Source organism: Geobacillus sp. ZGt-1 (assembly GCF_001026865.1).
Classification (GTDB): Bacteria; Bacillota; Bacilli; order Bacillales; family Anoxybacillaceae; genus Geobacillus; species Geobacillus thermoleovorans.
The window spans coordinates 93,086-116,705 of the sequence record NZ_LDPD01000002.1 but is presented as its reverse complement, the minus strand read 5'-3'; the positions used below and the strand labels follow the sequence as shown (position 1 = coordinate 116,705).

28 protein-coding genes and 1 other annotated feature are annotated in these 23,620 nt (G+C 51.8%); all 28 genes read right to left on the bottom strand.

Annotation, left to right across the window (positions count from 1 at the left end):
• The coding region (gene rpsQ / locus VU18_RS18600; RefSeq protein WP_236687224.1) for a 30S ribosomal protein S17 at window positions 1-121 on the bottom strand (121 nt) is incomplete at its 3' end.
• 24 nt (window positions 122-145) lie between these two features.
• On the bottom strand, window positions 146-346 hold the full coding sequence (rpmC, locus tag VU18_RS00570) for a 50S ribosomal protein L29 (protein WP_011229628.1): 201 nt from the start codon (window positions 344-346) through the stop codon (window positions 146-148).
• Window positions 346-771: a 50S ribosomal protein L16 gene (rplP, locus tag VU18_RS00565; protein WP_011229627.1), complete on the bottom strand. Its 426-nt coding sequence runs from the start codon at window positions 769-771 to the stop codon at window positions 346-348. The genes rpmC and rplP overlap by 1 nt, the downstream gene beginning before the upstream one ends.
• Before the next feature lie 2 nt (window positions 772-773).
• A complete protein-coding gene (gene rpsC, locus VU18_RS00560) occupies window positions 774-1,430 on the bottom strand; it encodes a 30S ribosomal protein S3 (protein ID WP_011229626.1) in 657 nt (218 codons plus the stop codon).
• 3 nt (window positions 1,431-1,433) lie between these two features.
• Window positions 1,434-1,775 carry a 50S ribosomal protein L22 gene (rplV, locus tag VU18_RS00555; protein WP_011229625.1) on the bottom strand — a complete coding sequence of 114 codons (342 nt, stop codon included), beginning with the start codon at window positions 1,773-1,775 and terminating at the stop codon, window positions 1,434-1,436.
• A gap of 18 nt (window positions 1,776-1,793) precedes the next feature.
• Window positions 1,794-2,072, bottom strand: coding sequence for a 30S ribosomal protein S19 (gene rpsS / locus VU18_RS00550; protein ID WP_011229624.1), 279 nt, complete (start codon window positions 2,070-2,072; stop codon window positions 1,794-1,796).
• Between the two features lie 33 nt (window positions 2,073-2,105).
• A complete protein-coding gene (rplB, locus tag VU18_RS00545) occupies window positions 2,106-2,936 on the bottom strand; it encodes a 50S ribosomal protein L2 (RefSeq protein ID WP_011229623.1) in 831 nt (276 codons plus the stop codon).
• A gap of 27 nt (window positions 2,937-2,963) precedes the next feature.
• Window positions 2,964-3,251 carry a 50S ribosomal protein L23 gene (gene rplW / locus VU18_RS00540; protein WP_011229622.1) on the bottom strand — a complete coding sequence of 96 codons (288 nt, stop codon included), beginning with the start codon at window positions 3,249-3,251 and terminating at the stop codon, window positions 2,964-2,966.
• On the bottom strand, window positions 3,251-3,874 hold the full coding sequence (rplD, locus tag VU18_RS00535) for a 50S ribosomal protein L4 (protein ID WP_011229621.1): 624 nt from the start codon (window positions 3,872-3,874) through the stop codon (window positions 3,251-3,253). The genes rplW and rplD overlap by 1 nt, the downstream gene beginning before the upstream one ends.
• A gap of 29 nt (window positions 3,875-3,903) precedes the next feature.
• Window positions 3,904-4,545 (bottom strand): 50S ribosomal protein L3, encoded by a 642-nt coding sequence (gene rplC / locus VU18_RS00530; RefSeq protein ID WP_011229620.1) that lies wholly within the window; start codon window positions 4,543-4,545, stop codon window positions 3,904-3,906.
• 20 nt (window positions 4,546-4,565) lie between these two features.
• Window positions 4,566-4,874 carry a 30S ribosomal protein S10 gene (gene rpsJ / locus VU18_RS00525; RefSeq protein WP_008881945.1) on the bottom strand — a complete coding sequence of 103 codons (309 nt, stop codon included), beginning with the start codon at window positions 4,872-4,874 and terminating at the stop codon, window positions 4,566-4,568.
• Between the two features lie 296 nt (window positions 4,875-5,170).
• Window positions 5,171-6,358 carry an elongation factor Tu gene (tuf, locus tag VU18_RS00520; protein ID WP_011229619.1) on the bottom strand — a complete coding sequence of 396 codons (1,188 nt, stop codon included), beginning with the start codon at window positions 6,356-6,358 and terminating at the stop codon, window positions 5,171-5,173.
• A gap of 128 nt (window positions 6,359-6,486) precedes the next feature.
• On the bottom strand, window positions 6,487-8,565 hold the full coding sequence (fusA, locus tag VU18_RS00515; RefSeq protein WP_021322059.1) for an elongation factor G: 2,079 nt from the start codon (window positions 8,563-8,565) through the stop codon (window positions 6,487-6,489).
• Between the two features lie 180 nt (window positions 8,566-8,745).
• Window positions 8,746-9,216, bottom strand: coding sequence for a 30S ribosomal protein S7 (rpsG, locus tag VU18_RS00510; protein ID WP_011229617.1), 471 nt, complete (start codon window positions 9,214-9,216; stop codon window positions 8,746-8,748).
• A 39-nt stretch (window positions 9,217-9,255) separates the two neighbouring features.
• A complete protein-coding gene (gene rpsL / locus VU18_RS00505) occupies window positions 9,256-9,678 on the bottom strand; it encodes a 30S ribosomal protein S12 (protein ID WP_011229616.1) in 423 nt (140 codons plus the stop codon).
• A gap of 96 nt (window positions 9,679-9,774) precedes the next feature.
• Window positions 9,775-10,023, bottom strand: coding sequence for a 50S ribosomal protein L7ae-like protein (locus tag VU18_RS00500; RefSeq protein WP_011229615.1), 249 nt, complete (start codon window positions 10,021-10,023; stop codon window positions 9,775-9,777).
• 134 nt (window positions 10,024-10,157) lie between these two features.
• The gene (gene rpoC, locus VU18_RS00495) at window positions 10,158-13,757 is read right to left on the bottom strand and encodes a DNA-directed RNA polymerase subunit beta' (RefSeq protein ID WP_021322058.1); all 3,600 of its coding nucleotides are present in this window, start codon (window positions 13,755-13,757) and stop codon (window positions 10,158-10,160) included.
• 92 nt (window positions 13,758-13,849) lie between these two features.
• On the bottom strand, window positions 13,850-17,422 hold the full coding sequence (gene rpoB / locus VU18_RS00490) for a DNA-directed RNA polymerase subunit beta (RefSeq protein WP_011229613.1): 3,573 nt from the start codon (window positions 17,420-17,422) through the stop codon (window positions 13,850-13,852).
• Between the two features lie 413 nt (window positions 17,423-17,835).
• Window positions 17,836-18,438, bottom strand: coding sequence for a class I SAM-dependent methyltransferase (locus VU18_RS00485; protein ID WP_025039126.1), 603 nt, complete (start codon window positions 18,436-18,438; stop codon window positions 17,836-17,838).
• Between the two features lie 111 nt (window positions 18,439-18,549).
• The gene (rplL, locus tag VU18_RS00480; protein ID WP_012820484.1) at window positions 18,550-18,918 is read right to left on the bottom strand and encodes a 50S ribosomal protein L7/L12; all 369 of its coding nucleotides are present in this window, start codon (window positions 18,916-18,918) and stop codon (window positions 18,550-18,552) included.
• 54 nt (window positions 18,919-18,972) lie between these two features.
• Entirely contained in the window at window positions 18,973-19,473 is a 501-nt protein-coding gene (gene rplJ / locus VU18_RS00475) for a 50S ribosomal protein L10 (protein ID WP_011229610.1), read from the bottom strand.
• A gap of 47 nt (window positions 19,474-19,520) precedes the next feature.
• Window positions 19,521-19,684, bottom strand: a sequence feature (ribosomal protein L10 leader region).
• Window positions 19,685-19,731: 47 nt separating this feature from the next.
• Complete coding sequence (gene rplA / locus VU18_RS00470) at window positions 19,732-20,433, bottom strand: 50S ribosomal protein L1 (protein WP_011229609.1); 702 nt, start codon at window positions 20,431-20,433, stop codon at window positions 19,732-19,734.
• A 181-nt stretch (window positions 20,434-20,614) separates the two neighbouring features.
• Window positions 20,615-21,040, bottom strand: coding sequence for a 50S ribosomal protein L11 (rplK, locus tag VU18_RS00465; RefSeq protein ID WP_011229608.1), 426 nt, complete (start codon window positions 21,038-21,040; stop codon window positions 20,615-20,617).
• Between the two features lie 234 nt (window positions 21,041-21,274).
• A complete protein-coding gene (gene nusG / locus VU18_RS00460) occupies window positions 21,275-21,808 on the bottom strand; it encodes a transcription termination/antitermination protein NusG (protein ID WP_012820482.1) in 534 nt (177 codons plus the stop codon).
• Between the two features lie 112 nt (window positions 21,809-21,920).
• Complete coding sequence (secE, locus tag VU18_RS00455; RefSeq protein WP_012820481.1) at window positions 21,921-22,103, bottom strand: preprotein translocase subunit SecE; 183 nt, start codon at window positions 22,101-22,103, stop codon at window positions 21,921-21,923.
• A 40-nt stretch (window positions 22,104-22,143) separates the two neighbouring features.
• On the bottom strand, window positions 22,144-22,293 hold the full coding sequence (gene rpmG, locus VU18_RS17035) for a 50S ribosomal protein L33 (protein WP_011229605.1): 150 nt from the start codon (window positions 22,291-22,293) through the stop codon (window positions 22,144-22,146).
• 92 nt (window positions 22,294-22,385) lie between these two features.
• Window positions 22,386-23,069 (bottom strand): RNA polymerase sporulation sigma factor SigH, encoded by a 684-nt coding sequence (gene sigH / locus VU18_RS00450; RefSeq protein WP_015373722.1) that lies wholly within the window; start codon window positions 23,067-23,069, stop codon window positions 22,386-22,388.
• Window positions 23,070-23,105: 36 nt separating this feature from the next.
• Entirely contained in the window at window positions 23,106-23,618 is a 513-nt protein-coding gene (locus VU18_RS00445) for an NYN domain-containing protein (RefSeq protein ID WP_011229603.1), read from the bottom strand.
• Window positions 23,619-23,620: the final 2 nt, after the last annotated feature.

Here is a 23,620-nt window from a genome sequence, read left to right as displayed (position 1 = left end):
TCACGCGTTTGCCGTACAGCGGATGTTTTTTGTACGTTTCGACCAACACGGTGATCGTTTTGTCCATTTTGTCCGATACAACCCGCCCGACGTACACTTTGCGTTGATTGCGTTGGCTCATTCCACAAACCTCCTCTCAAACACATTATTTATTGGCAGCGAGCTCACGTTCGCGAATAATCGTTTTCATGCGGGCGATGTCTTTGCGCACTTGGCGGATGCGCGCCGTGTTTTCCAATTGACCTGTGGCCAGTTGGAAGCGAAGGTTGAACAATTCTTCCTTCAACGCTTTAATTTTTTGTTCGATCTCGGCAGTGGTCAACTCACGGATTTCTTTCGCTTTCATTACGCTTCACCACCAGTTTCTTCACGTTTTACAAATTTGCATTTGATCGGAAGTTTGTGAGAAGCGAGACGCAATGCTTCACGTGCCACTTCCTCAGAAACACCGCCCACTTCAAACATCACTTTGCCTGGTTTGACAACGGCGACCCAGCCTTCCGGCGCCCCTTTACCAGAACCCATCCGCACTTCAAGCGGTTTTGCCGTATACGGTTTGGATGGGAAAATGCGGATCCATACCTTCCCGCCCCGTCTCATGTAACGGGTCATCGCCCGACGGGCTGCTTCGATTTGCCGGTTCGTAATCCAAGCTGATTCTAATGCTTGCAACCCAAATTCACCGAAATGAACTTCCGTGCCGCCTTTCGCCCGGCCTTTCATCCGTCCGCGATGTTCACGGCGATATTTGACGCGTTTTGGCATTAACATGATTATTTTCCTCCTTCCTCAGCTTTTTTCTTGGTCGGAAGGACTTCTCCACGATAAATCCATACTTTCACGCCGATTTTTCCGTACGTCGTATCGGCTTCTGCTGTTCCATAGTCAATGTCAGCGCGCAGCGTATGGAGTGGAACCGTCCCTTCGCTGTAATGCTCCGAACGAGCGATGTCAGCCCCGCCCAAACGGCCGGATACCATCGTTTTGATCCCTTTCGCCCCAGCGCGCATCGCACGTTGGATCGCTTGTTTTTGCGCCCGGCGGAACGATACGCGGTTTTCAAGCTGACGAGCGATATTTTCAGCAACAAGACGTGCATCCAAGTCCGGTTTTTTGATTTCTACAATGTTGATATGGACGCGTTTACCGGTCAATTGCGCGAGCGCTTTGCGGAGTGCTTCCACTTCCGAACCGCCTTTCCCGATGACCATGCCCGGTTTGGCGGTATGGATCGTTACGTTGACGCGGTTGGCTGCCCGTTCAATCTCCACGCGGGAGACGGCCGCGTCTTGCAGGCGTTTGCTAATGTATTCACGGATTTTCAAGTCTTCGTGCAACAGATCTGCATAGTCTTTTTCCGCATACCATCTCGATTCCCAGTCACGAATGATGCCGATGCGCAGACCGATCGGGTTGACCTTTTGACCCACGGATTATCCCTCCTTCTTTTCTGAAACGACGATCGTAATATGGCTTGTGCGTTTGTTAATGGCGCTTGCCCGTCCCATGGCGCGCGGACGGAACCGTTTCAGCGTCGGGCCTTCGTCGACATACGCTTGAGTAATGACCAAGTTGTTGACGTCCATGTCATAGTTGTGTTCAGCGTTGGCGACTGCTGATTTCAACACTTTCTCAATGATCGGGGAAGCTGCTTTTGGTGTATGGCGCAAAATAGCGAACGCTTCGCCCACTTCTTTCCCGCGAATCAAGTCAATGACTAAGCGCGCTTTACGAGGAGCGATGCGAACGGTTCTTGCAACAGCTTTGGCTTGCATATCTAGAACCTCCTCTCATTACCGTTTCGTTTTCTTGTCATCGCCAGCATGGCCGCGGAACGTGCGCGTCGGCGCAAATTCGCCGAGTTTGTGCCCGACCATGTCTTCCGTGATGTAGACCGGAACATGTTTGCGGCCATCGTACACCGCGATCGTATGCCCAACAAACTGCGGGAAGATCGTCGAACGGCGAGACCACGTTTTGATCACTTGTTTTTGCCCTGTTGCATTCAGTTTTTCGATTTTTTTCATCAAATGCTCATCGCAAAACGGACCTTTTTTCAAGCTGCGACCCATAAGTGAACCTCCCTTCTGAATTGCGCTCGTTCATTATTTCTTGCGGCGACGGATGATGAATTTATCCGATTTGTTTTTCTTTTTGCGTGTTTTGTATCCAAGCGTCGGTTTGCCCCATGGCGTCATCGGCGATTTGCGTCCGATTGGCGCTTTCCCTTCACCACCGCCGTGCGGATGGTCAACCGGGTTCATAACCGAACCGCGAACTGTCGGGCGAATCCCCAACCAGCGGGCGCGTCCTGCTTTCCCGATGTTGACAAGTTCGTGTTGCTCGTTGCCGACTTCACCAACCGTTGCACGGCATTTGCCTAAAATCATGCGCACTTCGCCGGAAGCCAAACGAACGATGACGTATTTTCCTTCTTTCCCGAGCACTTGCGCCGACGTACCAGCTGCACGCACCAATTGTCCGCCGCGGCCCGGTTTCAGCTCAATATTGTGGACGAGCGTACCGACTGGGATGTTCTCAAGCGGAAGCGCATTGCCGATTTTAATGTCCGCATCCGGACCGGACATGATTTCCATGCCGACTTTCAAGTTTTTCGGCGCGATAATGTAGCGTTTTTCACCGTCTGCATAGTTGATGAGCGCGATATTGGCAGAACGGTTCGGATCGTATTCAATCGTAGCAACGCGTCCTGGAATTCCGTCTTTGTCGCGTTTAAAGTCGATAATCCGATATTGGCGTTTATGGCCGCCGCCTTGATGGCGCACCGTAATTTTCCCTTGATTGTTGCGGCCCGCCTTTTTCTTTAACGGAGCAAGCAGCGATTTTTCCGGCTGATCCGTCGTAATTTCCGAGAAATCAAGCACCGTCATGCCGCGACGGCCGTTCGATGTCGGTTTGTACTTCTTGATCGCCATCGGAATGTCCCTCCTTCATCGTTTATGTTACACTTCAAACAGTTCGATCTCTTTGCTGTCCGGCGTCAGCGTGACGATCGCTTTGCGGCGGCGGTTCGTATAGCCGCTGTAGCGGCCGACGCGTTTAAATTTCCCTTTATAGTTCATGATGTTCACTTTGGCTACTTTAACGCCAAAAATTTTCTCGACGGCGTCTTTCACTTCCGTCTTGTTCGCTTTGACGTCGACCTCAAACGTATATTTTTTTTGCCCGATCAAATTCATTGTATTTTCCGTGATGATGGGGCGCTTAATAATGTCGCGGGGGTCTTTCATTATGCAAGCACCTCCTCTACTTTCTCCACGGCCGCCTTCGTAATGACGAGTTTGTCATGGTTGAGCACATCGAGCACATTGATGCCGTTGGCTGCCACCACTTTGACGCCTGGAATGTTGCGCGCCGACAGATATACATTCTCATTCAGCTCGTCGGTCACAATGAGTGCTTTCCGATCCACTGAGAGATTGTTTAAAATTTTGACCATTTCCTTCGTCTTCGGTGCTTCAAGCGACAATTGATCCAATACAACGATGTCGTTTTCGAGCACTTTCGAAGACAATGCCGATTTGATCGCTAAACGGCGAACTTTTTTCGGAAGTTTGTAGCTGTAGCTGCGCGGAACTGGACCAAAGACCGTACCGCCGCCGCGCCATTGCGGAGCGCGAATCGAACCTTGACGGGCGCGTCCTGTCCCTTTTTGGCGCCATGGCTTGCGGCCGCCGCCGCTCACTTCAGCGCGGTTTTTCGTTTTATGCGTTCCTTGACGCATCGAGGCGCGTTGCATAATCACTGCTTCAAACAACACATGCTTATTCGGTTCAATCCCAAAAACGGCGTCGTTCAACTCGATTTCGCCGACCGTCTGACCGTTTTGGTTGTATAATGCTACTTTTGGCATTACGTAGTTCCTCCTTTCTTGGCCGGATGTTATTTCGCCTTCTTCGCCGCTTTCACGGCGCTTTTGACGATGACTAAGCCTTTTCTCGGACCCGGCACATTGCCTTTAATGAGCAGCAAGTTGCGCTCCGGATCCACTTTCACGATTTTCAAGTTTTGGATCGTCACGCGCTCACCGCCCATGCGGCCCGGCAAGTTTTTCGTTTTGAAAACGCGGTTTGGCGCGATGGACCCCATCGAACCCGGACGGCGATGATAACGGGAACCGTGAGCCATTGGTCCGCGTGATTGACCGTGGCGTTTGATCGCCCCTTGGAAACCTTTCCCTTTCGAAATGCCCGTGACATCGACAATTTCGCCTTCGCTGAAAATGTCAACTTTCACTTCTTGGCCAACTTCATATTCATCGATGTTGGCGCCGCGGATTTCACGAATGAAGCGCTTAGGTGCCGTGTTAGCTTTGGCAGCATGGCCAATTTGCGGTTTATTGGCGCGTTTTTCACTAATATCTTCAAAACCTAATTGGATCGCTTCGTAACCGTCGTTTTCGATCGTTTTCTTTTGCAGGACGACATTCGGCGTCGCATGGATGACGGTTACCGGAATCAAATCGCCATTTTCCGCAAATATTTGCGTCATACCGATCTTTCTTCCTAAGATTCCTTTCGTCATGTGTCACACCTCCCAGTCGATCAAAGTTTAATTTCAATATCAACGCCCGACGGCAAATCGAGACGCATTAACGAATCAACCGTTTGCGGAGTCGGGTTGATGATGTCGATCAAACGTTTATGCGTCCGCATTTCGAATTGTTCACGGGAGTCTTTGTACTTATGAACGGCGCGCAAGATCGTATACACCGTTCTTTCCGTCGGCAGCGGGATCGGCCCCGACACTTTTGCCCCGGAACGTTTTGCGGTTTCCACAATTTTCTCCGCCGATTGGTCTAAAATTCGATGATCGTAAGCTTTTAAACGAATGCGAATTTTTTCTTTTGCCATTTGGTTTCCCTCCTTCTTCGCCTATTTTGAAAATAGACTTCTCCACGGAAATTTCCTGCACACCGCCGTGGCAAAGCGGCCGGGTGTGTCAGCAACCTTCCGCTTCATCGCAGTCAAAGACCAACATTTGATATTATACTGGTATGTAAGCAAGATTGCAAGTGATTTCTTTGCTTTTCCCACACTTCTTCTATTATACATAGCCGCCATCCCGTTTTCAACACAGCCGCCAATCTGACGGTCAAGATGGCATCAAAAAAAGGATGTCCATTGCTGGACACCCTTTTTTGCCGTGATTACTCGATGATTTCCGATACAGAGCCAGCGCCGACCGTACGGCCGCCTTCGCGGATCGAGAATTTCGTACCTTCTTCGATCGCGATCGGGGCGATCAGTTCCACCGTCATTTCAACGTTGTCGCCAGGCATAACCATTTCGACGCCTTCCGGAAGCGTGATAATGCCCGTTACGTCCGTCGTACGGAAGTAGAATTGCGGACGGTAGTTCGAGAAGAACGGAGTATGGCGTCCGCCTTCTTCTTTCGTCAGGACGTATACTTGCGCTTTGAATTTCGTGTGCGGCGTGATCGAACCAGGTTTCGCCAATACTTGGCCGCGCTCGACTTCATCACGAGATACGCCGCGGAGAAGCGCACCGATGTTGTCGCCAGCTTCCGCTTGATCGAGAAGTTTGCGGAACATTTCTACACCCGTAACGGTCGTCGTTTTCGGCTCATCCGACAAACCGATGATTTCAACCGGGTCGCCAACTTTCAACGTACCGCGTTCAACACGGCCTGTTGCAACCGTACCGCGGCCCGTGATCGAGAAGACGTCCTCGATTGGCATCATGAACGGTTTGTCCACTTCACGTTGCGGCGTCGGGATGTATTCGTCAACCGCATTCATCAGTTCAATGATTTTTTCTTCCCATTGCGGGTCGCCTTCAAGCGCTTTTAATGCCGAACCTTTGATGACCGGCACTTCATCGCCTGGGAAGTCGTATTCAGAGAGAAGATCGCGAACTTCCATTTCAACAAGTTCAAGCAATTCTTCGTCGTCCACCATGTCGCATTTGTTCAAGAATACAACGATGTACGGAACACCGACTTGGCGGGAGAGAAGAATGTGTTCGCGCGTTTGCGGCATCGGACCGTCAGCCGCCGAGACAACAAGGATCGCGCCGTCCATTTGCGCCGCGCCCGTGATCATGTTTTTGACGTAGTCAGCGTGGCCCGGGCAGTCAACGTGCGCATAGTGGCGAGCATCTGTTTCATACTCGACGTGCGCCGTCGAAATCGTAATCCCGCGTTCACGCTCTTCCGGAGCAGCGTCGATTTGGTCGTACGCTTTTGCTTCGGCTTTCCCTTGTTTCGCCAAAACCGTCGTGATCGCAGCTGTCAACGTCGTTTTCCCGTGGTCAACGTGGCCGATCGTGCCAATGTTGACGTGCGGTTTCGTGCGCTCAAATTTCGCTTTAGCCATGAGAGATATCCTCCTTAAAAGTAAGATATGAATTTATATGGTTGGGTAAGTATAGGATGCTTGGGAACAAAATGTTCCCAAGTCTTACTTACATAAGTATTTATAGCGAAACTAGCAAGAGAAATCAATTATTCGCCTTTATTTTTTTTGATAATTTCATCGGCGATGTTTTTCGGAACTTCTTCATAGTGGTCAAACACCATCGAGAACGTTCCGCGTCCTTGCGTGTTCGAACGGAGCGATGTCGCATAACCGAACATTTCAGCCAACGGCACCATCGCCCGGACGACTTGGGCGTTGCCGCGCGCTTCCATCCCCTCGATGCGGCCGCGACGGGACGTGATGTCGCCCATGATGTCACCGAGGTACTCTTCAGGGATGACGACTTCGACTTTCATGATCGGTTCCAAAAGAACCGGATCGCACTTCGTCGCGGCGTTTTTCAATGCCAAGGAAGCAGCGATTTTGAATGCCATTTCGCTCGAGTCGACATCGTGGTACGATCCGTCAAACAGTTTCGCTTTAATGTCGACAACCGGATAGCCGGCTAAGACGCCGTTTTGCATCGCTTCTTCCAATCCAGCTTGGACGGCCGGCACATACTCTTTCGGAACAACCCCACCGACGATGGCGTTCTCGAATTCGAAGCCTTTGCCGCGCTCGTTCGGCGAGAATTCGATCCAAACGTGGCCGTATTGACCGCGGCCGCCGGATTGACGGATGAATTTGCCTTCGACTTGCGCCGATTTGCGGAACGTTTCGCGGTAGGCAACTTGCGGCGCCCCGACGTTCGCTTCGACTTTGAACTCGCGGCGCATCCGGTCGACGATGATGTCAAGATGCAACTCGCCCATTCCGGAGATGATCGTTTGTCCCGTTTCCGGGTCGGTGTGAGCGCGGAAAGTCGGGTCTTCTTCTTGCAATTTTTGCAGCGCTTGGCTCATTTTGTCTTGATCGGCTTTCGACTTCGGCTCGATTGCCACCGAAATGACCGGTTCTGGGAATTGCATCGACTCTAAAATGACAGGATGCTTCTCATCACATAGAGTATCACCGGTCGTCGTATCTTTTAAACCTACCGCTGCGGCAATATCACCGGCATAGACTTTCGAAATTTCTTGACGGTGGTTCGCGTGCATTTGCAACAAGCGGCCGATCCGTTCGCGCTTCCCTTTGGTCGTGTTCATCACATATGAACCGGAATCAAGCGTTCCAGAGTAGACGCGAATAAACGTCAATTTCCCGACATACGGGTCAGTCATGATTTTAAATGCCAAAGCGGCAAACGGAGCGTCATCGCTTGCTTCACGTGTCACTTCTTCTTCGGTATCCGGAACGACGCCGCGAATCGCCGGGATGTCAACCGGAGACGGCAAGTAGTCGACAACGCCGTCAAGAAGCAGCTGAACACCTTTGTTTTTGAATGCCGAACCGCAGAAGACCGGGAAGAATTCAACGCTGATCGTCGCTTTGCGGATCGCGGCCTTCAGCTCTTCCGTCGTGATTTCTTCCCCTTCCAAATATTTCATCATTAATTCTTCGTCCAGCTCAGCGACCGCCTCAATCAGCTTGTTATGGTACTCTTCTGCCATATCGCGGTATTCTTCCGGAATGTCAATGCGCTCAATGTTTTTGCCAAGCTCATCATGGTAATGGTACGCGCACATTTCAACCAAGTCGATAATGCCGGAGAATTGATCTTCAGCGCCGATCGGCAGTTGCACCGGATGGGCATTTGCTTGCAGGCGGTCATGGAGCGTTTTCACCGAATACAAGAAATCGGCGCCGATTTTATCCATTTTGTTGACGAACACGATCCGTGGGACGCCATATGTCGTCGCTTGGCGCCAAACGGTTTCCGTTTGCGGTTCAACACCCGATTGCGCGTCTAAGACTGTGATGGCCCCGTCCAATACGCGCAACGAACGCTCAACCTCGACCGTAAAGTCGACGTGCCCCGGCGTGTCGATGATGTTGATGCGATGGCCTTTCCATTGCGCCGTTGTCGCCGCCGACGTGATCGTAATTCCGCGCTCTTGTTCTTGTTCCATCCAGTCCATCGTTGCCGCACCTTCATGCACTTCCCCGATTTTATGAACGCGGCCGGTATAGAACAAGATCCGTTCAGTCGTCGTCGTTTTCCCGGCGTCAATGTGCGCCATGATCCCTATGTTGCGAGTGTTTTCTAAGGAGAACTCTCTTGCCATAGTGGTTATTTTCTCCTTCCTTCAAATATGAAATATAAGTAGATGGCGCCGCCATCGATGGCGCAATCCCCTTGTCTTTGAAGTTGTCCCACGCGCGACCGGAAAGGCCGCAATATATAGGAAGATAGGTGAATAGGCAACCGCAGTGCCTCCTCACCTATTTCCTTTAGGCGACGCTCCTTACCAGCGGTAATGGGCAAACGCGCGGTTCGCTTCAGCCATTTTATGTGTATCTTCGCGTTTTTTCACCGCTGCACCCGTGTTGTTGGCAGCGTCCATAATTTCATTTGCCAAGCGCTCTTCCATCGTTTTTTCGTTGCGAAGACGTGCATATTGCACGAGCCAGCGCAAACCGAGAGAAACGCGGCGGTCCGGACGAACCTCGACCGGAACTTGGTAGTTCGCCCCACCAACGCGGCGAGCGCGCACTTCCAACACCGGCATAACGTTTTTCAACGCTTGCTCAAACACTTCCATTGGATCTTTACCCGTGCGCTCACGGATAATATCAAACGCGGTGTAAAGAATTTTTTGCGCTTTTGATTTTTTGCCGTCGATCATAATTTTATTGATCAAACGGGTAACAAGCTTCGAATTGTAAATTGGATCTGGCAGTACGTCACGTTTAGCAACAGGGCCTCTACGTGGCATAGTGTTTCCTCCCTTCAGGAAAACATTCTCTTCATTTCATTATTTTTTCGCTGCTTTTGGTTTTTTCGCGCCGTATTTCGAACGACCTTGCATCCGGTTCGCTACGCCTGCAGCATCCAGCGCCCCACGGATGATATGGTAGCGTACCCCCGGCAAGTCTTTGACACGTCCGCCGCGGATGAGCACAACGCTGTGTTCTTGCAAGTTATGGCCGATCCCCGGAATGTACGCCGTAACTTCAATCCCATTTGTCAAGCGGACACGGGCGTATTTCCGCAACGCCGAGTTCGGTTTTTTCGGCGTCATCGTGCCGACACGCGTGCAAACGCCGCGTTTTTGCGGAGACGACACATTCGTTTGCTCTTTTTTGAAGCTGTTATACCCTTTGTTCAACGCAGGGGATTTCGATTTAACGACTTTTTTCTCGCGTCCTTTGCGGACCAATTGGTTGATTGTAGGCATGAAAAGATCCTCCTTTCGCATGCATCGTTTAAGCCCACATATCCAGGTGGTTCATCGTTTATGCAAATAAAGGTTTTAGGGGAGAAAGGCAAAACGTTACCGAAGGATCGCCACCGCGGCCGCACCGACTTGGATTTTGCACGCCTTGCCAAGCTTTTTCATCGAATCGACTTTTGTGACCGGCACGTTTGCCTCATTGGCGGCGGCGGTCACTTTTTCGATGATCGGCAAGTCGGCATCCTCCGCCACGATCACTTCCGCTGCTTTCCCTTCCTTTAAAGCCCTTATCGTTTGTTTGGTTCCAATGACAATTTTTCCAGCCTGTAATACTTTTTCATAAGACATGTAACATATCCTCCAAAGTACCAGGTTGTTGGAACACCTTTATTAGACTACCATTTTCTTTGTCAATTGTCAACTGGATTTTTAATTAGATGATGGCCGGCCAAGGAGCGCCTTAGCCGGCCACTTGGTTCGCGTTATTTGGACGACACCGTGTCGCTAGCCGTTTCCTTTTTGACGGCCGGCTTCACTTTCCGGTAGCGGGCCATACCGGTTCCAGCCGGGACGAGTTTGCCGATAATGACGTTTTCCTTCAAGCCAAGCAGTTCATCACGTTTTCCTTTGATGGCCGCATCCGTCAAGACGCGCGTCGTTTCTTGGAACGAAGCAGCCGACAAGAACGAATCCGTCTCAAGCGACGCTTTCGTGATGCCGAGCAACACCTGGCGGGCCGTCGCCGGCCGTTTCCCTTCGCGAAGAGCTTTGGCGTTGACATCCGTAAACTGGTGGACATCCAACAGCGTGCCCGGCAGCACATCGGTGTCGCCGGCATCGATGACGCGCACTTTGCGCAGCATTTGCCGCACCATGACCTCGATATGCTTATCGCTGATTTCCACCCCTTGCATCCGGTACACTTTTTGCACTTCACGAAGCAAGTACTCTTGAACGGATGTAATATCGCGCACGCGCAACAACTGTTTCGGGTCGACCGAGCCTTCTGTCAGCTCTTGGCCGCGTTCGACGCGCTGACCTTCTTCGACTTTCAGCCGCGCGTTGTACGGCGCTACATACGTACGCGTTTCGACCTCGCTTTGCACGACGATTTCATATTGGTTGTCGCGCGTTTCATTAATCGAAATAACCGTGCCGTCGATTTCAGAAATGACCGCTTGCCCTTTCGGGTTGCGCGCTTCAAACAGCTCTTGCACCCGCGGCAAACCTTGAGTGATATCGTCGCCGGCGACGCCGCCTGTATGGAACGTCCGCATTGTCAGCTGCGTGCCCGGCTCGCCGATCGACTGAGCGGCGATAATGCCGACGGCTTCGCCAACTTCGACGTCCATGCCGGTCGCCATGTTGCGGCCGTAACATTTTTTGCAGACGCCATGGCGCGTGTTGCAGGCGAATACGGAGCGAATCCATACTTCCGTAATGCCGGCTTTAATGATCTCATTGGCGATATCTTCGGTGATCATCTCGTCTTTGCGGACGATCACTTCGCCCGTTTCCGGATGGCGCACCGTTTTGTGCGCATAGCGGCCGACAAGCCGCTCTTCAAGCTTGACGACAACTTCCGTGCCATCCGTCAGCGCCCGCGCCAAAATGCCGCGGTCGGTGCCGCAATCTTCTTCGCGGACGATGACGTCTTGGGCCACGTCGACAAGGCGGCGCGTGAGATAGCCTGAGTCGGCCGTTTTGAGCGCCGTATCCGCCAATCCTTTTCGCGCGCCGTGCGTCGAGATAAAGTATTCCAACACCGTCAAGCCTTCGCGGAACGACGACTTGATCGGCAGCTCAATGATCCGGCCGGCCGGGTTGGCCATCAAACCGCGCATCCCCGCAAGCTGCGTAAAGTTCGACGCGTTCCCGCGCGCTCCGGAATCGCTCATCATAAAGATCGGGTTGCGTTTATCAAGCGACTTCATCAACCGGTCTTGAATTTTGTCTTTCGCCGCGCTCCAGATGGAGATGACGCGCTCGTACCGCTCTTCGTCGGTAATCAACCCGCGGCGGAACTGCTTCAAAACCGTATCAACTTTCGCTTGCGCTTCATCCAAAATTTCTTGTTTTTCCGGCAGGACGACGATATCGGCCACGCCGATCGTGATGCCGGCCTTCGTCGAATATTGGAAGCCAAGGTCTTTCATGCGGTCGAGCATCTTCGATGTTTCGGTGATTTTGAACCGTTTGAACACTTCAGCGATAATTTGCCCGAGCACTTTTTTCTTAAACGGCGGCACGAGTTCGCGCTTGCGAATTTCTTCGCGCACGTTGACCCCTTTGTCAAGGAAGTACTTGTCCGGCGTCCGCCCTTCAATGTTTTCCGTCGTCGGCTCGTTGATGTACGGGAACGAATTCGGCAAAATTTCGTTGAAAATGAGCTTGCCGACGGTCGTTAAGAGCAACTTGTTGTTTTGCTCTTCGGTAAACGTTTCGTTTTTCAGCGAACCGGCATGAATGGCAATGCGCGAATGGAGATGGACGTAGCCGTTATGGTAAGCAAGCAGCGCCTCGTCCGTGTCTTTGAACACCATGCCTTCGCCGATGGCTCCCTCGCGCTCCATCGTCAAGTAGTAGTTGCCCAACACCATGTCTTGTGATGGTGTCACGACCGGCTTCCCATCTTTCGGGTTCAAAATGTTTTGCGCCGCCAACATCAACAAGCGCGCTTCGGCTTGCGCCTCAGCTGACAGTGGCACGTGCACCGCCATTTGGTCGCCGTCAAAGTCAGCGTTGTACGCCGTGCAAACAAGCGGATGAAGACGGATCGCCCGCCCTTCCACAAGCGTTGGTTCAAACGCCTGAATGCCGAGACGGTGCAGCGTCGGGGCGCGGTTTAACAGCACCGGATGTTCTTTAATGACATCTTCCAGCACATCCCATACTTCCGGATGGACGCGCTCGATTTTCCGTTTCGCGCTTTTAATGTTGTGCGCCAAGCCCCGCTCGACAAGCTCCTTCATAACAAACGGCTTGAACAACTCTAGCGCCATTTCTTTCGGCAAGCCGCATTGGTACATTTTCAAGTTCGGGCCGACGACGATGACGGAACGGCCGGAATAGTCCACGCGCTTGCCGAGCAAGTTTTGCCGGAAGCGGCCTTGCTTCCCTTTCAGCATATGAGAAAGCGATTTTAACGGACGGTTCCCCGGACCGGTCACCGGACGGCCGCGGCGGCCGTTATCGATCAAAGCATCAACCGCCTCTTGCAGCATTCGCTTCTCATTTTGGACGATAATGTTCGGCGCACCGAGATCAAGCAGCCGTTTCAGCCGGTTGTTGCGGTTGATGACGCGGCGGTACAAATCGTTCAAATCCGATGTTGCAAACCGCCCGCCGTCAAGCTGAACCATCGGGCGCAACTCCGGTGGAATGACCGGCAGTACATCAAGCACCATCCATGCCGGATCGTTCCCTGAACTGCGGAACGCTTCAAGCACTTCAAGCCGCTTAATGATGCGGGCGCGCCGTTGCCCTTGCGCTGTTTTCAGCTCTTCTTTCAGCGCGGCCACCTCTTTATCCAAATCAATGTCTTGGAGCAGCTTTTTGATCGCCTCCGCCCCCATCGACGCTTGGAACGATTGACCGTACTTCTCGCGATAGGCGCGGTATTCCTTTTCCGACAACAGCTGCTTTTTCTCAAGCGGCGTATCACCCGGGTCGGTGACGACATAGGATGCAAAATAAATGACCTCTTCGAGCGCCCGCGGCGACATGTCAAGAACCAATCCCATCCGGCTCGGGATGCCTTTGAAATACCAGATGTGCGAAACCGGGGCGGCGAGCTCAATATGGCCCATCCGTTCGCGGCGGACTTTCGAGCGCGTCACTTCGACGCCGCAGCGGTCGCAGACGACGCCTTTGTAGCGAACGCGTTTATATTTGCCGCAATGGCATTCCCAGTCTTTCGTCGGACCGAAAATGCGCTCGCAAAACAAGCCGTCTTTTTCCGGCTTTAACGTCCGATAGTTGATTGTCTCCGGCTTTTTGACTTCGCCATATGACCAAGAACGAATTTTCTCCGGGGAAGCGAGCCCAATTTTCATGTACTCAAACTTATTGACATCTAGCAAGGGGTATACCTCCCTTTTTGATCCGTCGGTTTTCCGTTCGCTCAAGCGGCCAATGGCGGGGAACAACTCCCCGCCTGGCCGTTATGGCCGGTTTATTCTTTCGTCACCGCATCTTTCTCTTCGCCGGCTTCTTCCCGTTCGGCCGGTTTGACGTCCACCATGATGGCATCCGGTGCATGGTCATCATCATCATCAAAGTTTTCCATGTTCACTTCTTGTTCATCGCTCGTCAAAATCGTGACGTCCATGCCCAAGCTTTGCAACTCTTTGATCAACACTTTAAACGACTCCGGCACACCCGGCTCCGGAATGTTTTCCCCTTTGACGATCGCCTCGTACGTTTTGACACGGCCGACGACATCGTCGGACTTGACGGTCAAAATTTCTTGCAGCGTGTATGCCGCCCCATACGCCTCAAGCGCCCATACTTCCATCTCACCAAAGCGCTGGCCGCCGAACTGCGCCTTGCCGCCGAGCGGCTGTTGAGTGACGAGTGAGTACGGGCCGGTGGAACGGGCATGAAGCTTGTCGTCGACCATGTGGGCGAGCTTGATCATGTACATGATCCCAACCGACACGCGGTTATCAAACGGTTCACCCGTCCGTCCGTCATACAGCACCGTTTTTGCATCGCGCGCTAGACCTGCCTCTTCGAGGATGTTCCAAACGTCTTCCTCCGTCGCCCCGTCAAAGACCGGGGAGGCGATGTGCAGGCCGAGTTTTTTCGCCGCCATGCCAAGGTGCAGCTCAAATACTTGCCCGATGTTCATCCGCGACGGAACGCCGAGTGGGTTTAACATGATGTCAATCGGCGTGCCATCCGGCAAGAAGGGCATATCTTCCTCCGGCAAAATGCGGGAAATAACCCCTTTGTTTCCGTGGCGGCCTGCCATTTTGTCGCCCTCGGAAATTTTCCGCTTTTGCACAATATAGACGCGCACCAGTTGATTGACACCCGGCGGAAGCTCGTCGCCGTCTTCGCGGTTGAACACTTTCACGTCAAGGACGATGCCGCCGCCGCCGTGCGGGACGCGCAACGACGTATCACGCACCTCGCGCGCTTTTTCGCCGAAGATCGCGTGCAAAAGCCGCTCTTCCGCCGTCAGCTCGGTCATTCCTTTTGGCGTCACTTTGCCGACGAGCAAGTCGCCGTCTTTGACTTCTGCGCCGATGCGGACGATGCCGCGTTCATCCAAGTTTTTCAGCGCATCCTCGCCGACGTTTGGAATGTCGCGCGTAATTTCTTCCGGACCGAGTTTCGTATCGCGCGATTCGGCTTCATACTCTTCAATATGAATTGATGTATACACGTCTTCTTTGACGAGCCGTTCGCTCATGATGATCGCGTCTTCGTAGTTGTAACCGTCCCATGTCATAAAAGCGACAAGCACATTGCGGCCAAGCGCCAATTCGCCCTTATCCATCGACGGGCCATCGGCCAAAATTTCGCCCTTCTCAACGATATCGCCTTTTTTCACGATCGGCCGCTGGTTGTAGCACGTGCCTTGGTTCGAACGAACGAATTTCAGCAACCGATATTTATCTAGATCACCCTTGACTTCTTTGCCGTCCACTTCAATCAGCCGACGCACCCAAATTTCCTTTGCTTCGACGCGCTCGACGATGCCGCGGTGCTTGCAAATGACCGCTGCGCCCGAGTCTTTCGCCGAAACATACTCCATCCCCGTGCCAACGATCGGCGCTTCGGGTTCCAACAGCGGCACGGCTTGCCGCTGCATGTTCGCTCCCATCAGCGCGCGGTTCGAGTCGTCGTTTTCCAAAAATGGGATGCACGCCGTCGCTGCCGAGACGACTTGCTTCGGCGAAACGTCCATGTAGTCGACGCGATCGCGCTTGACGACGATGTTCTCGCCGCGGAAACGGGCGACAACGTTTTCTTCAAGGAACGTGCCGTCCTCCGCAAGCGGTACGTTCGCCTGCGCTACAACGTAATTGTCCTCTTCATCGGCTGTCAAATAATCGATTTGGTCCGTCACCCGCCCTGTTTCCGGATCGACGCGCCGGTATGGCGTTTCAATAAAGCCGAACTTGTTCACTTTCGCGTAAGTGGACAGCGAGTTGATGAGTCCGATGTTCGGACCTTCCGGCGTTTCAATCGGACACATCCGCCCGTAGTGCGAATAGTGAACGTCGCGCACCTCAAACCCAGCGCGCTCACGTGTCAATCCGCCAGGGCCAAGCGCGGACAGACGCCGCTTGTGCGTCAGTTCGGCCAATGGGTTCGTTTGATCCATGAACTGTGACAGCTGCGAGCTGCCGAAAAACTCTTTGATCGCCGCGATCACTGGGCGGATGTTGATCAGCTGCTGCGGCGTAATCGTGTTCGTATCTTGGATCGACATGCGCTCGCGCACGACGCGCTCCATGCGCGACAGGCCGATGCGGAATTGGTTTTGCAATAGTTCGCCGACCGAACGGAGGCGGCGGTTGCCTAAATGGTCGATGTCATCCGTATCGCCGACGCCGTGGAGCAAGTTGAAGAAATAGCTGATCGACGCAATGATGTCAGCCGGTGTAATATGTTTGACATCCTCGGCGATGAAGCCGTTGCCGATGACGTTGATCACTTTTTCGCCATCCGGGTCATTCGGGGCATAAATTTTGATCGTTTGCACCGAAATGTCCCCGTCCACCACCCCTTCGGCCGGGCGGTATGTCTGTAAGCCGACCCCTTTTTCCAAATACGGGAGCAGGCGATTCAGCGTTCGGCGGTCGATCATCGCTCCAGCTTCGGCGATGACTTCCTTGGTTTCGGGATCAATGATCGTTTCCGCGAGCCGCTGATTGAACAGGCGGTTTTTAATATGAAGTTTTTTATTGATTTTATAACGGCCTACGCTCGCCAAGTCATAGCGCTTCGGATCAAAAAAGCGCGACGCCAGCAAATTTTTCGCATTCTCAAGCGTCGGCGGCTCTCCCGGACGAAGACGCTCGTAAATTTCAATCAACGCTTTTTCCGTGCTGTCGGTATTATCTTTTTCAAGCGTATTGCGCAAGTATTCGTTGTCGCCGAGCAGATCGATGATTTCTTGGTCGGAGCTGAACCCAAGCGCACGGAGAAGCACCGTAACGGGCAGTTTACGGGTGCGGTCGATGCGAACGTAAACGACGTCTTTCGCATCGGTTTCATATTCAAGCCATGCGCCGCGGTTCGGAATCACTGTCGCCGAGTAGCCGCGTTTGCCGTTTTTATCAACTTTGTCGCTGTAATAGACGCTTGGCGAACGGACGAGCTGGGAAACAATGACGCGTTCCGCCCCATTGATAATAAACGTTCCGGTTTCCGTCATGAGCGGAAAATCGCCCATAAACACGTCTTGTTCTTTCACTTCGCCCGTTTCTTTATTAATCAAGCGAACTTTGACGCGAAGCGGCGCCGCATATGTAACGTCGCGTTCTTTCGCCTCTTCGACCGTATATTTCGGTTCTCCTAAACTATAGTCGATAAATTCAAGCGAGAGATTGCCGGAAAAGTCTTCAATCGGGGAAATTTCCCTAAACATTTCCCGCAGCCCTTCATCGAGAAACCATTGGTAGGAGGACGTTTGAATTTCGATCAAGTTCGGCAATTCCAGCACTTCGCTGATGCGTGCATAGCTTCTGCGTTGGCGGTGTCGCCCGTATTGAACTAGTCGGCCTGTCAAGAGTGATTCACCCCTCAAATGTAGACATTAGTGAAAACCGGAACCGGAACAGCTCCATCATCCGCTCTGCTCAGCAATCAATGCCTTCAAGGCGGACTGGCCGCTCCGTCATTCCGGGGCAAAGCACTAGGCATGCATGCGGCCGGCCCCCGCCATCCGGGCGGAAACGGCTTCGTTGCGTGCACCACCGTTTCATTTAGGGGATTTAACACGCTCCCGGCGCGAGGAAACCAGGCGTTGAGTTGAATGGAGAAAAAAAGAAAATGGTTTCTATTCCAATAGAAAACCATATGGTTCGTTGTTTATTGATTTTATCATTGTTTCCATTGCGTCCAAAATTATACGTCATCCCCTCTGCACGGGAAATGTGCATATTTAGCATTTTATAATGCTACCACAATAAAAAAACGGTGTCAACATTTTTTCGCCTTTATGATATAATATCCTTTTTTCTTCGCGACGACTTCTACAGCAGGAAAGCATTCGTTCAGCTTTTGCAAGGCCGATGGGGCGCCTTGCTTTTTTTGAATGACGACCCATAGCTCGCCATGATCGAGCAGATGATCGCGGCTTTGTTCAAAAATCGCGTAAACGACCCGTTTGCCAGCCCGGATCGGCGGATTGGTGACGACCGCTGCAAATCGCTGTTCTCCGACTTCCGAAAAAAGATCGCTTTTGTAAATCACCGCATTGTCAATCCCGTTTGCCTGCTTGTTTTCCTGCGCCAGTTCGAGCGCCCGCTCGTTGACATCAATCATGTGAACGCGCCGGTTTGGAAACGATTTGGCCAAGGCAAGCCCGATCGGCCCATATCCGCAGCCGACATCCAACAAATCCCCAGCCACTCCCGGCTCCTCGAACGTTTCAATTAACAGGCGTGTGCCAAAGTCGACTTCGCGCTTTGAAAACACTCCGCTGTCGGTCGTAAAGCGGAATTCATGCCCCCGCAACACGTACGTCCACGTTTGCGGGTTTCGCTCCGACGTCGGATTGACTGAGTAATAATGCTCGCTCATCATCATCCCCTCCTCCTTGTCGACAGGCTGCACTGCCTTCCGTTATATAGTGTAACAAAAAAGAGGCCGTCCCTTGCTTCGGGCAAGCCTCTTTTTTCAATGGCGCAGCCATTACTTGATTTCGACTTTCGCGCCAGCTTCTTCGAGTTTTGCTTTGATTTCTTCTGCTTCTTCTTTCGCAATGCCTTCTTTGATCGGCTTCGGGGTGTTGTCGACCAAGTCTTTCGCTTCTTTCAGGCCGAGGCCAGTGATTTCGCGAACGACTTTGATGACTTTGATTTTTTGCGCGCCGGCGTCGGCAAGAATGACGTCGAATTCCGTTTTTTCTGCCGCTGCTTCAGCGCCAGCTGCTGCGCCGCCCGCGACAACAACCGGAGCCGCAGCTGTTACGCCGAATTCTTCCTCGATCGCTTTCACCAATTCGTTTAATTCCAATACGGTCATATTTTTCACTGCTTCAATGATTTGTTCTTTCGTCATCACAACTTCCTCCTTTGTTTTCTGAATGATTGTTAAGCACATATCGATGCGCCATTACGCGCCTTGTTCCTCTTGCTTGTCAGCCACCGCTTTAATCGCAAGCGCAAAGTTGCGGATCGGGGCTTGAAGAACGCTAAGCAACATCGAAAGCAACCCTTCGCGGGACGGGAGTTTCGCCAACGCATCGATTTCTTCTTTGCTGGCGATGTTCCCTTCGATGACGCCGCCTTTGATTTCCAATGCTTCATGCGTTTTCGCAAACTCGCTTAAAATTTTTGCCGGCGCCACGACATCTTCATTGCTGAAGGCGATGGCATTTGGACCGGTGAACACTTCATCCAGTCCTTCCAAGCCGACTTCCGCGAGCGCCCGGCGGGTCAAGGTGTTTTTGTACACTTTAAACTCGACGCCTGCCTCGCGCAGCTGTTTGCGCAACTCGGTCATTTCCGCCACGTTCAAGCCGCGGTAATCAACGATGACGGTTGCCTTGCTGGCCCGGAATTTGTCTGCGATTTCCGCGACCACTTGTTTTTTCAGTTCAATCGCGCTCGACACGTCCTGCACCTCCTGTAAGGAAAATGAGAGAATACCACTTATACCGTCTGCTCAATAAAAAACCTCCATGCCGCGTAGACATGGAGGTGTCGTTCAACGCACCGCCGCTCGTCCCCGACGCAGGGCGCGCTGTTCTATCGTCCACATACCTCGGTAGGAAATTAAGCCTCAAACAGGCACCTACTGTCTACGGTACAAATGATATTCATTTGTTCAGCCAAATGGCATTTTAACAGACGGACAAACAAAAGTCAACGGTTATTGTGCAACAGCAACCGTGGACGGGTCAACCTTGATGCCAGGGCCCATTGTCGATGTAATCGTGACGTTTTTCACGTACGTCCCTTTTGCCGCCGCCGGTTTGGCTTTCAAAATTGCTTCATAGACGGCCGCGAAGTTTTCAGCCAATTTCTCGTTGTCAAACGACACTTTGCCGATCGGAACATGGATGTTGCCCGCTTTGTCGACGCGGTATTCCACTTTACCAGCCTTGATTTCCTGCACCGCTTTTGCTACGTCAAACGTGACTGTTCCGGTTTTCGGGTTTGGCATCAACCCTTTCGGCCCTAAAATGCGGCCGAGTTTCCCGACTTCACCCATCATGTCCGGCGTAGCAACAACGACATCAAAGTCAAACCAACCTTGCTGGATTTTGTTGATATATTCTGCATCGCCGACATAGTCAGCGCCAGCCGCTTCTGCTTCTTTCGCTTTTTCCCCTTTCGCGAACACCAACACGCGCGCCACTTTCCCTGTGCCGTGCGGCAGGACGACGGCGCCGCGAATTTGTTGGTCCGCTTTTTTCGGGTCGACGCCCAAACGGAACGCCACTTCCACCGTGGCATCGAATTTCGCGATGTTCGTTTTTTTCACGAGCTCGATTGCTTCAGCAATCGGGTATGCTTTGGAGCGGTCGACGAGCTTCAATGCTTCTAAGTATTTCTTTCCTCTTTTCGGCATGTGAAAAATCCTCCTCGATTGTGGTTTTAGCGGAAAAACCTCCCACATTGAACGTTCTTCGCTTCTTTCGAAAACGAAGAAGCGGACGGATGCCCATTCATCGGGCCCGTCTTGCTGTTTTTGTTCATGGAGAGAGAGGTTGCCCAATGACGCAACCTCCCCTACAAACGACGCACCGGCTTTAGTCTTCAATCACAATGCCCATGCTGCGGGCCGTGCCTTCGATCATGCGCATGGCCGCCTCAATGCTCGCCGCATTCAAATCCGGCATTTTCAGCTCAGCGATCTCACGTACTTTGTCGCGTTTAATTGTCGCCACTTTGTTGCGGTTCGGTTCGCCGGAGCCCGATTCAATGCCCGCCGCTTTTTTCAGCAATACAGCGGCTGGCGGCGTTTTCGTGATGAATGTAAATGAACGGTCTTCAAAAACCGTAATTTCAACCGGAATGATCAACCCTGCTTGGTCCGCCGTGCGGGCATTAAACTCTTTGCAAAACGCCATAATATTGACACCGGCTTGACCCAACGCAGGACCTACTGGCGGCGCCGGATTCGCTTTCCCTGCAGGAATTTGCAGTTTGACGACCTTGATTACTTTTTTCGCCACGAGACACACCTCCTTAAGTCCGTGATGTGGTATTAGGGATTGCCCCTCCCACTCATCCGGCTCCGGTCTACTGAGCCGTTTTCCTATCTCCCGTTCAGTTGAGAGGATCAGCGTAAAAACAAAACGGCTCCCTTATACAAGTGTATAAGTTCACCGCCATATGTCTCCGTTTAAGAGACATACTGACTTTAAAATAGTATCACTTTTCCCTATCAATTGCAAGTTCTTTATCCATTAGATTTTTTCTATTTGCGAAAACTCAAGCTCCACCCGTGTTTCGCGCCCAAACATATCGACAAGCAGCTTCACTTTATGTTTATCCGGGTCAATCGCTTCAATTTTCCCTGTAAAGTTCGCAAACGGACCTTCTTTGATCCGCACCGTTTCATTTACCTCATAGTCTACGTCAACCTCGGCAAGCGGCATGCCCATCCGCTTCAAGATCATTTTTACTTCTTCCTCCATAAGCGGCGTCGGTTTCGAACCAGCTCCGCTTGAGCCGACAAATCCAGTGACGCCCGGCGTGTTGCGCACGACATACCATGAGTCATCCGTCATGACCATCTCAACGAGCACATAGCCAGGGAACACTTTCTTTTTCGTCGTTTTCCGTTTTCCGTTTTTGACGTCCGTCTCCGTCTCTTCCGGAACGACGACGCGAAAAATTTTATCTTGCATTCCCATCGATTCGACGCGTTTTTCCAAATTGGCTTTCACTTTGTTTTCATATCCCGAATATGTATGGACAACATACCAGTTTTTCTCCATCAACAAGCCTCCCCAAGGCGGTTTTCGTTTTGTTTTTTGCGCAAAACAAAAACCCGTTGCCGGGTTCCATACGCGCACGATTATCTTTCATTATAACATATCCTTTGTCCGCTTATTCAAACACGAGGCGAATCAACTCAGAAATGCCGAGGTCCACAACGGCAAAAAAGACGGTGAAAAACGCCACCGTGGCCAACACGACCGCCGTGTAGTTCACTAACTCCTTCCGGTTTGGCCAACTCACTTTTTTCAGCTCGCGTACGACTTCTTTTAAAAAGTTGATTACTCGCTGCATCACTCGTACCTCCATCATCGTTCAAAACTATCTCCACCGTCTATTTCGTTTCACGATGGATTGTATGTTTGTTGCATGTTGAGCAAAACTTGTTGGCCATAAGGCGCTCACCAAGGCGACGTATTTGTTTTGCTGCCGTATAGTTTCGGCTTGCGCACTGCACGCAAGCCAGCGTCACTTTTTGGCGCATCAGCATTCCACCGTTCCTGCGAGATGTCCATAAAAATTTATCATATTGGCTGTTTCGCTGTCAATGACATCTTTTGATGCGGCGTTGCGATGCTATAAACTGATCTCGCGGTATTCCAAATATTTCTCGAGCTTCCGCTTGACGCGTTGCAACGCGTTGTCGATCGACTTGACATGGCGGTTCAGCTCTTCGGAAATTTCCTGGTATGAGCGTCCATCCAAATACAAAGCGAGCACTTTCCGCTCGAGGTCGCTGAGCAGTTCCGCCATCTTTAGTTCAATATCATCGACTTCCTCGCGGTTGACAATCAATTGTTCCGGGTCCGTCACCTGCGTGCCGGACAACACATCCATCAGCGTCCGGTCAGATTCATCGTCATAAATCGGCTTATCCAAGGAAACGTAAGAGTTGAGCGGAATATGCTTTTGGCGGGTCGCCGTTTTAATCGCGGTAATCATTTGCCTTGTGATGCAAAGTTCTGCAAACGCTTTAAATGAGGAAAGCTTGTCCCCCTTAAAATCACGGACGGCCTTATACAGACCGATCATTCCTTCCTGCACGATATCTTCCCGATCAGCTCCGACTAAAAAATAGGAGCGAGCTTTGGCGCGCACAAAGTTTTGATATTTATGGATTAAAAAATCAAGTGCTTCCCCATCCCCTTCGTGAACGAGCGCAACAAGCTGCTCATCGTCCAGCTGATGATAACCTTTCCCTTTCATTGCTTTCAAGCATTCCCCCACGCTGATCCCCCCGACCGCATCAATCGCTAACATGTATTATACAGGACAAATTTTTACAGCGTCAACCGCTCATTTTTCTCCTCTTCGCCATTTTTCAAAAATTTCAGCAATTCTATCATTTAGCGGGACTTTGGAGATCGGAGTGCGTTGCCGCATCGCTTTTACTTTTTGGGAAATGTCCCGCTCAACCGTCTCGACTTCATCCAATAGCTCGCGCGCCGACTTGCGCAGGGCGCCTTGGCCGAACACCGTCCATTGTTCGGTGTAGTCGGAGGTAGCGACATACACTTTTGTGCGCGCATTCATCAATGTTTTCGCCAACCGTTCAATTCGCTCATCGGCCGTCTCATGTTCCTTTGTAAAAATGACATCGACGTCGTAATGTTTATACTTTTTCTCGTTTCCTTGCACGAGGTGGGCATCGAATACGATCACGACATGGTCCCCGGTGAATCCTTTGTAGTCAGCCATTTTTTCAATCAATAAATCCCTTGCCGCTGCCAGATCGCCCTCTTCTTTCAGCCGGCGCAGCTCCGGCCAAGCACCGATCATGTTATAGCCGTCGACAATCAAAATGTTCATTC

Bases quoted from the DNA above. Each gene is read 5' to 3' on its own strand.
- tuf (WP_011229619.1), bottom strand. From the start codon at position 6,358: ATGGCTAAAGCGAAATTTGAGCGCACGAAACCGCACGTCAACATTGGC.
- rplD (WP_011229621.1), bottom strand. From the start codon at position 3,874: ATGCCAAAAGTAGCATTATACAACCAAAACGGTCAGACGGTCGGCGAA.
- VU18_RS00485 (WP_025039126.1), bottom strand. From the start codon at position 18,438: ATGAGCGAGCATTATTACTCAGTCAATCCGACGTCGGAGCGAAACCCG.
- rpsS (WP_011229624.1), bottom strand. From the start codon at position 2,072: ATGGGTCGCAGCTTGAAAAAAGGTCCGTTTTGCGATGAGCATTTGATG.
- rplA (WP_011229609.1), bottom strand. From the start codon at position 20,433: ATGCCGAAAAGAGGAAAGAAATACTTAGAAGCATTGAAGCTCGTCGAC.
- rpsG (WP_011229617.1), bottom strand. From the start codon at position 9,216: ATGCCACGTAGAGGCCCTGTTGCTAAACGTGACGTACTGCCAGATCCA.
- VU18_RS00445 (WP_011229603.1), bottom strand. From the start codon at position 23,618: ATGAACATTTTGATTGTCGACGGCTATAACATGATCGGTGCTTGGCCG.
- VU18_RS00500 (WP_011229615.1), bottom strand. From the start codon at position 10,023: ATGTCTTATGAAAAAGTATTACAGGCTGGAAAAATTGTCATTGGAACC.
- rplC (WP_011229620.1), bottom strand. From the start codon at position 4,545: ATGACGAAAGGAATCTTAGGAAGAAAGATCGGTATGACGCAAATATTT.
- secE (WP_012820481.1), bottom strand. From the start codon at position 22,103: ATGCAGCGAGTAATCAACTTTTTAAAAGAAGTCGTACGCGAGCTGAAA.
- rplW (WP_011229622.1), bottom strand. From the start codon at position 3,251: ATGAAAGACCCCCGCGACATTATTAAGCGCCCCATCATCACGGAAAAT.
- fusA (WP_021322059.1), bottom strand. From the start codon at position 8,565: ATGGCAAGAGAGTTCTCCTTAGAAAACACTCGCAACATAGGGATCATG.
- nusG (WP_012820482.1), bottom strand. From the start codon at position 21,808: ATGGAGAAAAACTGGTATGTTGTCCATACATATTCGGGATATGAAAAC.
- rplV (WP_011229625.1), bottom strand. From the start codon at position 1,775: ATGCAAGCCAAAGCTGTTGCAAGAACCGTTCGCATCGCTCCTCGTAAA.
- rplP (WP_011229627.1), bottom strand. From the start codon at position 771: ATGTTAATGCCAAAACGCGTCAAATATCGCCGTGAACATCGCGGACGG.
- rpmG (WP_011229605.1), bottom strand. From the start codon at position 22,293: ATGCGCCAAAAAGTGACGCTGGCTTGCGTGCAGTGCGCAAGCCGAAAC.
- rplB (WP_011229623.1), bottom strand. From the start codon at position 2,936: ATGGCGATCAAGAAGTACAAACCGACATCGAACGGCCGTCGCGGCATG.
- rpmC (WP_011229628.1), bottom strand. From the start codon at position 346: ATGAAAGCGAAAGAAATCCGTGAGTTGACCACTGCCGAGATCGAACAA.
- rplL (WP_012820484.1), bottom strand. From the start codon at position 18,918: ATGACGAAAGAACAAATCATTGAAGCAGTGAAAAATATGACCGTATTG.
- sigH (WP_015373722.1), bottom strand. From the start codon at position 23,069: ATGTTAGCGATTGATGCGGTCGGGGGGATCAGCGTGGGGGAATGCTTG.
- rpsL (WP_011229616.1), bottom strand. From the start codon at position 9,678: ATGCCTACAATCAACCAATTGGTCCGCAAAGGACGCGAGAAAAAAGTC.
- rpsJ (WP_008881945.1), bottom strand. From the start codon at position 4,874: ATGGCAAAAGAAAAAATTCGCATTCGTTTAAAAGCTTACGATCATCGA.